The sequence below is a fragment of the Pseudomonas oryzihabitans NBRC 102199 genome (assembly GCF_000730625.1).
In the GTDB taxonomy this organism is placed as follows: domain Bacteria; phylum Pseudomonadota; class Gammaproteobacteria; order Pseudomonadales; family Pseudomonadaceae; genus Chryseomonas; species Chryseomonas oryzihabitans.
Map to the genome: position 1 here is coordinate 946286 of NZ_BBIT01000002.1, position 7525 is coordinate 953810.

General features: G+C 61.4%; 8 protein-coding genes and 3 tRNA genes. 5 read left to right on the forward strand and 6 right to left on the reverse strand.

Going from position 1 to position 7525, the window contains the following annotated elements; genetic code table 11:
• Window positions 1-12: 12 nt before the first annotated feature.
• From ahpC to POR01S_RS05775, 5 genes are all read left to right on the forward strand, one after another.
• Window positions 13-576, forward strand: coding sequence for an alkyl hydroperoxide reductase subunit C (gene ahpC, locus POR01S_RS05755; RefSeq protein WP_007161854.1), 564 nt, complete (start codon window positions 13-15; stop codon window positions 574-576).
• Between the two features lie 83 nt (window positions 577-659).
• Window positions 660-2219 carry an alkyl hydroperoxide reductase subunit F gene (gene ahpF, locus POR01S_RS05760; protein ID WP_042134377.1) on the forward strand — a complete coding sequence of 520 codons (1560 nt, stop codon included), beginning with the start codon at window positions 660-662 and terminating at the stop codon, window positions 2217-2219.
• A gap of 213 nt (window positions 2220-2432) precedes the next feature.
• A complete protein-coding gene (locus POR01S_RS05765) occupies window positions 2433-3098 on the forward strand; it encodes a gamma-glutamylcyclotransferase (protein WP_042134379.1) in 666 nt (221 codons plus the stop codon).
• Window positions 3095-3322, forward strand: coding sequence for a TIGR02450 family Trp-rich protein (locus tag POR01S_RS05770; RefSeq protein WP_007161857.1), 228 nt, complete (start codon window positions 3095-3097; stop codon window positions 3320-3322). The genes POR01S_RS05765 and POR01S_RS05770 overlap by 4 nt, the downstream gene beginning before the upstream one ends.
• A gap of 126 nt (window positions 3323-3448) precedes the next feature.
• Window positions 3449-3709, forward strand: a complete 261-nt coding sequence (locus tag POR01S_RS05775) for a hypothetical protein (RefSeq protein WP_007161858.1) — start codon at window positions 3449-3451, stop codon at window positions 3707-3709.
• Window positions 3710-3751: 42 nt separating this feature from the next.
• Here the strand turns inward: POR01S_RS05775 and POR01S_RS05780 are convergent.
• The 6 genes from POR01S_RS05780 to gacA form a co-directional block, all read right to left on the reverse strand.
• A tRNA-Leu gene (locus tag POR01S_RS05780) sits at window positions 3752-3838 on the reverse strand.
• 107 nt (window positions 3839-3945) lie between these two features.
• Window positions 3946-4019 (reverse strand) — tRNA-Cys (locus tag POR01S_RS05785).
• Window positions 4020-4055: 36 nt separating this feature from the next.
• Window positions 4056-4131 (reverse strand) — tRNA-Gly (locus tag POR01S_RS05790).
• A gap of 61 nt (window positions 4132-4192) precedes the next feature.
• Window positions 4193-4753 carry a CDP-diacylglycerol--glycerol-3-phosphate 3-phosphatidyltransferase gene (pgsA, locus tag POR01S_RS05795; RefSeq protein WP_007161859.1) on the reverse strand — a complete coding sequence of 187 codons (561 nt, stop codon included), beginning with the start codon at window positions 4751-4753 and terminating at the stop codon, window positions 4193-4195.
• 31 nt (window positions 4754-4784) lie between these two features.
• On the reverse strand, window positions 4785-6611 hold the full coding sequence (uvrC, locus tag POR01S_RS05800; RefSeq protein ID WP_027599190.1) for an excinuclease ABC subunit UvrC: 1827 nt from the start codon (window positions 6609-6611) through the stop codon (window positions 4785-4787).
• 1 nt (window position 6612) lies between these two features.
• Window positions 6613-7257, reverse strand: a complete 645-nt coding sequence (gene gacA / locus POR01S_RS05805) for a response regulator transcription factor GacA (protein ID WP_027599189.1) — start codon at window positions 7255-7257, stop codon at window positions 6613-6615.
• Between the last annotated feature and the right edge of the window lie 268 nt (window positions 7258-7525).

Consider the following 7525-nt stretch of genomic DNA (forward strand, 5'->3'; position numbering starts at 1 on the left):
AAGGAGTCATCAATGTCCCTGATCAACACCGAAGTGAAGCCTTTCACCGCGACCGCCTACCACAACGGCAAATTCGTCCAGGTGACCGAGGCCGATCTGAAGGGCAAGTGGTCCGCCATCGTGTTCTACCCGGCCGACTTCACCTTCGTGTGCCCCACCGAGCTGGAAGACCTTGCTGACCTGTACCCCGAGTTCCAGAAGCTGGGCGTGGAGATCTACGGCGTGTCCTGCGACACCCACTTCGCGCACAAGGCCTGGCACGACACCTCGGAAGCCATCAAGAAGGTCAACTACCCGCTGGTAGGCGATCCCACCGCTCGCCTGGCACGCAACTTCGAAGTGCTGATCGAAGAAGAAGGCCTGGCCTTGCGCGGCACCTTCCTGATCAACCCGGAAGGCCAGATCAAGCTGTGCGAAATCCACGACAACGGCATCGGCCGTGACGCCAGCGAACTGCTGCGCAAGGTCCGCGCCGCCCAGTACGTCGCCAACCACCCGGGCGAAGTCTGCCCCGCCAAGTGGAAAGAAGGCGAAGCGACCCTGACCCCCTCGCTGGACCTGGTTGGCAAGATCTAACACCCGCCTGATCTAGCCCGAGCGCCCGGGCGCCTTGCCCGCGCGCTCTTTTTTTGCCCATTTTTTACGGAAGCCACGTCGCCATGTTGGACGCCAATCTGAAAGCCCAGCTCAAGACCTACCTCGAACGCGTCACGCGCCCCATCGAGATCGTCGCGTCCCTCGACGATGGCGCGAAGTCCCGTGAAATGCACAGCCTGCTGCAGGATATCGCCAGCCTGTCCGATCAGGTCAGCCTCAGCACCGACGGCACCGATGCCCGTCGCCCCTCCTTCGCCCTGCTGACCCCCGGTCAGAACATCGACCTGCGCTTCGCCGGTCTGCCCATGGGCCACGAATTCACCTCCCTGGTACTGGCCCTGCTGCAGGTGGGCGGTCATCCGTCCAAGGCCAGCCAGGACGTCATCGAGCAGGTCAAGGCGCTCGACGGCGACTACCAGTTCGAAACCTATTTCTCCCTCTCCTGCCAGAACTGCCCGGACGTGGTGCAGGCCCTGAACCTCATGGCCGTGCTCAATCCCCGGGTCAAGCACGTCGCCGTCGACGGCGCCCTGTTCCAGGACGAGGTCGAGCGCCGCCAGATCATGGCCGTGCCCAGCGTCTACCTGAACGGCGAACCCTTCGGCCAGGGCCGCATGGGTCTGGAAGAGATCGTCGCCAAGCTCGACACCGGTGCCGCCGCCCGCTCCGCCGACAAGCTCAATGCCAAGGACGCCTTCGACGTCCTGGTCATCGGGGGTGGCCCGGCTGGCGCGGCCGCTGCCGTCTATGCCGCACGCAAGGGCATCCGTACCGGCGTCGCCGCCGAGCGTTTCGGCGGCCAGGTACTGGATACCCTGGCCATCGAGAACTTCATCTCCATCAAGGAGACCGAAGGGCCGAAGCTGGCCATGGCGCTGGAAGAGCACGTCAAGCAGTACGAAGTCGACATCATGAACCTGCAGCGCGCCGAGCAGCTGATTCCGGCCCACGAAGCCGGCGGCCTGCACGAAGTCCGCTTCACCGATGGCGGCTCGCTCAAGGCCAAGACGCTGATCCTGGCCACCGGCGCCCGCTGGCGCGAAATGAACGTTCCCGGTGAGCGCGAATACCGCAACCGCGGCGTGGCCTACTGCCCGCACTGCGATGGCCCCCTGTTCAAGGGCAAGCGCGTCGCGGTGATCGGTGGCGGCAACTCGGGTGTCGAAGCGGCCATCGACCTCGCCGGCATCGTCGCCCAGGTCACCCTGATCGAGTACGACGGCCAGCTGCGTGCCGACGCCGTGCTGCAGCGCAAGCTGTTCAGCCTGCCCAACGTGACCGTCATCACCAGCGCCCTCACCAGCGAAGTCAAGGGCGATGGCCAGAAGGTCAACGGCCTGGTCTACAAGGATCGCAACTCCAGCGAGTTCCACCACATCGACCTGGAAGGCGTCTTCGTGCAGATCGGCCTGGTGCCCAATACCGACTGGCTCAAGGGTACCGTCGAGCTGTCGCCGCGCGGCGAGATCGAAGTTGACGCCCGCTGCCAGACCTCCCTGCCCGGCGTCTTCGCCGCGGGCGACGTCACCACCGTGCCCTACAAGCAGATCGTCATCGCCCTGGGCGAAGGCGCCAAGGCCTCCCTGGCCGCCTTCGATCACCTGATCCGCACCAGCGCCTGATCGATCTCACGCCCCCTTTCCCGCCCGGCACCTGCCGGGCTTTTTTTCGTCCGCCGTTTTCTGCGTCCACCTTGGCATGTTTCTCGCTGTGACCTAACCAGGCGTCATAAAGATGGGCACGAACGGTCTAGGAGTTCATCCCGGACTTTCGTTAGGATCCTAGGGCCGGGTTCCTGAACCTGGCAGCTACAGCGGTAGAGGACCAGGCGGCATATGCACAGACAGATTCCTTCCAGCATCCACGATTCCTATCCCCCCAAGCTCGCGCCCGCCACGCCGCTCACCCCTCCCGAGCTGGTGGCCTCCCTGGAAGCCACCCTGGCTCAACGCCAACCCGGCCCGGTCTGGCTGTTCGCCTACGGCTCGCTGATCTGGCGCCCCGAGTGCCCCGCCGTCGCCGTGCGCCGGGCGCGGGTGCACGGCTATCACCGCGGTCTCTATCTCTGGTCCCAGCTGCATCGCGGCACCCCCGAGCAACCCGGCCTGGTACTGGGCCTGGATCGCGGCGGCTCCTGCTCGGGCTTCGCCTACCAGCTGCCGGATGACCAACTGGACGACCACCTGCTGGCCCTCTGGAAGCGCGAGATGCCGGATGGGTCCTACCGCCCCCGCTGGCTGCAATGCCACCTGGAAGACGGCAGCAAGGTGCAGGCGCTCGGCTTCGTGCTGAAGCGCAATCTGCCCTGCTACGCCGGCAGCCTGCCCGATGACATCCTCAATCGCGTCCTGACCGAGGCCTGCGGCCACTTCGGCACCACCCTGGAATACGTCGAGCGCACCATCACGGCGCTCAGGGCCCACGCCATGCCCGATCGCAACCTGGAAGCCCTGCTGCAGCGCTATCGCAGTGCACCCCTGCTGGAGGCCATGCAGGGATGAAGCAACGTCAGATCAACCCCCACAAGCTGCTGCTCAGCAAATGGACGGCCGTCCAGCCACGCGAACGGCAAAAGCACTTCATCGTCACCCGGGTCCATACCCCGGAAGTCGAGACCGACCCCATCTCGCAGATAGATCTGCAAGCCGTTCTCACTCGTCGTACCTGGACGCTGGACTGGCACGAGTTGCAGGATGCAGAATGCTGGCTGCAAGGCTGGCAATGAAACTCCGAAAGCAGGGCCGGGATTTTGCGACTAGCATCGCGATATGACGGCACTTTTCTGCAAAGGTGAAACCCTGTAGCAGCCAATGCTGTCACAGTGCCACCTTTGAACAGGAAGCTTTTCCGGATGACCCTCTATGTCGAACTCGCCAGCGCCTTCAACACCCTCAAAGGCGGATTCGAGCCGTTGCGCTGCGTGATATCCACGCGTGATCAGCGCGCCTACGATGTCGAGGTCTTTTCCCGCAGCGGTCAGTCGGTACTGAATCGCCCTATCGCCCGCACCGAATTGCTCGACGCGGCCATGCTCGAAGCCTTCATCCTCGACAGCCGCTCACGTATCGAGCGCGATGCGGATGAAACGCCCTACTGGACGATTCCCTCCTAAACGAAAAAGGCCACTCGAACAGGAGTGGCCTTTTCATTTGGATGGTGCCCGAGGCCGGAATCGAACCGGCACGACGGTTAAGTCGAGGGATTTTAAGTCCCTTGTGTCTACCAGTTTCACCACTCGGGCAGAACCGAACCCTCAGACAAGCGGATTCGTAGAACCTGATCCAGTATTCATACATCCCTGGATGATGAAAAGCCCCGTAGACCTGGGATCTACGGGGCTCTCAATAGTGGAGGCCGAGGTCGGAATCGAACCGGCGTACACGGATTTGCAATCCGCTGCATGACCACTCTGCCACCCGGCCTCAAACCTGAATGTCTTGCGACACTCATGTAAAACATGGAGCGGGAAACGAGACTCGAACTCGCGACCCCGACCTTGGCAAGGTCGTGCTCTACCAACTGAGCTATTCCCGCTTGGTGACGGGCGCCATTCTATCTGAGCCACCCTTCATGTCAAGCCATTGATTCAAAAAACTTATTTCTTTTTCTCGGCGCTCATCAGATGCGGCCACGCCGCCATCAGATAGGTGCACATGGACCACAGGGTCAGGGCTGCTGCGACGATGAGCAACGCATAACCACTGATGACCCAGAAGGTCATCTGCGGCGGGTTGGCCAACAGGATGACCAGCGCCAGCATCTGCGCCGCCGTCTTCCACTTGCCCAGATTGGACACCGCGACCTGGGCCCGGGCGCCCAACTCGGCCATCCACTCCCGCAGCGCCGATACCACGATCTCGCGACCGACGATGATGACGGCAGGCAGCGTCAGCCAGGCATTGGCGTGCTCCTGCACCAGCAACACCAGGGCCACCGCGACGATGAGCTTGTCCGCTACCGGATCCAGGAAGGCACCGAAGGGCGTGCTCTGCCCCAGGCGCCGCGCCAGATAGCCATCCAGCCAGTCGGTCGCACAGGCGATGGCGAAGATGGTGCTGGCGGTCCAGTAACTCCAGTGGACTGGCAGATAGAACAGGATGACAAAGAGCGGAATGAGGAAGACGCGCAGTACGGTAAGCAGATTTGGAATATTCATTGGCGCGGCTGTTGGTGAACGTGAGGCGATTCTACTCGCTGTGCAAGGCCGCATAAATCTGCTCGGCCAGCTTTTTGCTAATGCTTGGCGCTTTGGCGATCTCTTCGATGCTCGCACGCTGCAGCTCACGGAGTCCGCCAAAGTGCTTGAGAAGCTCCTGCCGCCGCTTGGGCCCGATTCCGGCAACCTCCTCCAGCGATGACGTCCGGCGCGCCTTGCCGCGGCGTGCGCGGTGTCCGGTGATGGCGAATCGGTGCGCCTCGTCGCGAATCTGCTGAATGAGATGCAGCGCGGGCGAATGAGCCGGCAGGGTGAATTCGTTGGACGGATCGTCCAGATAGAGGACTTCGAGACCCGGCTTGCGGGTGACGCCCTTGGCGACGCCCAGCAGGACCAGATCCGGCACCGCCAACTCCCTGAGCACCTCACGGGCCATGGCCAGCTGGCCCTTGCCTCCATCCACCAGCAGGATGTCAGGCAGCTTGCCCTCGCCCGCCTTGAGCCGGCTGAAGCGGCGGGTCAACGCCTGATGCATGGCGGCATAGTCATCGCCGGCGGTTACACCCTCGATGTTGTAACGACGATAATCCGACTTGAGCGGTCCTTCCGGCCCGAAGACCACGCAGGACGCCACGGTCGCCTCGCCACTGGAATGACTGATATCGAAACACTCCAGCCGCTGAGGCGGTTCCGGCAGATCCAGCGCCTGCACCAGGGCATCGAAACGCACCCCCATGTGCTGCCGATTGGCCAGTCGCGTATTCAGCGCCTGCTCCGCATTGGTTACCGCCAACTGCTGCCAGCGGGCTCGGGTCCCCCGGACGCGATGAGCGATGACCAGCTGCCGCTTGTGAACCTCGGCAAAGGCATCGATCAGGGTAGCGAAGTCCTCGTGGACGGAATTCACGATGATCTCGTCCGGCAGATCCCGCTCCAGGTAGGCGAGGTAGTACTGCTCCAGGAAGGCGGCCAGCACTTCGCTGGAATCCTCCTCGATCCCTACCTCCGGGAAGAAATTCTTGCTGCCCAGCACTCGCCCGCCGCGTACGCTGACCAGGTGCACACAGGCACCGCCCGGATTGACGAGCGCGGCGATGACATCGACATCACCGGTGCCTCCCTCGATGCTCTGCTGATCCTGAACGCGTCGCACCAGGGCCACCTGATCACGCAACTCCGCCGCCCGCTCGAACTGCAGATTGACCGAGGCGCTTTCCATCTTGGCTTGCAGCTCTTCCGCCAGGGCATTGCTACGCCCTTCTAGAAACATGGCCGAATGACGGACGTCCTCGCCATATTCCTGCTCGCTGACGAGCGCCACGCAGGGGCCCTTGCATCTCTTGATCTGATACTGCAGGCAGGGCCGCGTACGATTGCGAAAGTAGTTGTCATCGCATTGCCGTACCTGAAAGGCTTTCTGCAGCAGATTGAGACTTTCGCGGATGGCACCGGCGCTGGGATAAGGACCGAAGTAGCGCCCCTTCCCTCTCTTCTCTCCACGGTGAATGGTCAGTCGCGGATACTGATCCTCAGTTGAGAGATAGACATAGGGGTAGGACTTATCATCCCTCAACAGGATGTTGTAGGGCGGGCGCCACTGCTTGATGAGATTCTGTTCCAGCAGGAGCGCTTCGGTCTCGTTGCCGGTGATGGTGGTCTCGATCTGAGCGATCTTGGACACCATGGAAGCCGTCTTGGGTGCCAAGCCGGTCTTTCTGAAATAGCTGGAAAGTCGGTTCTTGAGATTCTTGGCCTTACCAACATAGAGGAGCTTGCCGCCCTCATCGAACATCCGATAGACACCCGGACGTCCACTGCAACCGGATAGAAAGGCTGCAGCATCGAAAGATTGACTCATATCAACTCGTTGCATCTACCATGCCGTGGCGAACAGCCAACATGGCTAGTTCGACATCGCTGGTAATCGATAATTTCTCGAAGATCCGATAGCGATAGGTGTTGACGGTCTTCGGCGACAAACAGAGCTTGTCGGAAATGACCTGGACTTTCTGGCAACCTGCGATCATCAGCGCGATCTGAATCTCTCGCTCGGACAGCTGATCGAAGGGCGACGCTTCGGCCTTGGACTGAAAGGGTTTCAAGGCCAGCTGCTGGGCGATCTGCGCACTGATGTAACGCCGACCGGCGAAGGCCTGCTTGATGGCGGTGATCATCTCTTCGATGTCGGCACCCTTGGTCAGATACCCTGCAGCACCCGCCTGGAGCAGACGCGTCGGAAAAGGATCTTCCTCGCAGGCCGTGACGACCACCACCTTCAGGTCGGGTCGGCTGCGCAGGAGCTTGCGGGTAGCTTCCAGCCCACCGATACCGGGCATCCGGACGTCCATCAGGACTACATCCGGCTCGAGCTCACGGGCCAGCATCAGTGCATTTTCGCCACTGTCTGCCTGGCCGACGACCTGGATTCCTGCCACATCCGCCAACATCCGTACGATGCCGGTACGAACAAGATCATGATCGTCGACAACTAGCACCTTGATCAAAATCGAATCCCCTTCGCTTGCGCTTTCATCGCTTGCGTCACCTAAACAACTATCCGCTGGCCCTACCCGTTAAGGAATAGGATCCTAGGCTACGCTATAAATTTGATTGGTCATGCAAAGAAAAAAGGGGTACGACGCTTCGCACCCCTTGCCTGCCGGCCTTAGGCCATTGGGCATTGTATACCGAAAAGAGCTGGAGAAATGAAGCAGATCGGAATCATTCCCGGTCAGGTTACCAATGGTTCGCCGAGGTGTTGGCTCAATCCGC

What these genes read in the sequence shown, in the direction of transcription:
- ahpC (WP_007161854.1), top strand. Translation starts at nt 13, where the DNA reads ATGTCCCTGATCAACACCGAAGTGAAGCCTTTCACCGCGACCGCCTAC.
- ahpF (WP_042134377.1), top strand. Translation starts at nt 660, where the DNA reads ATGTTGGACGCCAATCTGAAAGCCCAGCTCAAGACCTACCTCGAACGC.
- POR01S_RS05765 (WP_042134379.1), top strand. Translation starts at nt 2,433, where the DNA reads ATGCACAGACAGATTCCTTCCAGCATCCACGATTCCTATCCCCCCAAG.
- POR01S_RS05770 (WP_007161857.1), top strand. Translation starts at nt 3,095, where the DNA reads ATGAAGCAACGTCAGATCAACCCCCACAAGCTGCTGCTCAGCAAATGG.
- POR01S_RS05775 (WP_007161858.1), top strand. Translation starts at nt 3,449, where the DNA reads ATGACCCTCTATGTCGAACTCGCCAGCGCCTTCAACACCCTCAAAGGC.
- pgsA (WP_007161859.1), bottom strand. Translation starts at nt 4,753, where the DNA reads ATGAATATTCCAAATCTGCTTACCGTACTGCGCGTCTTCCTCATTCCG.
- uvrC (WP_027599190.1), bottom strand. Translation starts at nt 6,611, where the DNA reads ATGAGTCAATCTTTCGATGCTGCAGCCTTTCTATCCGGTTGCAGTGGA.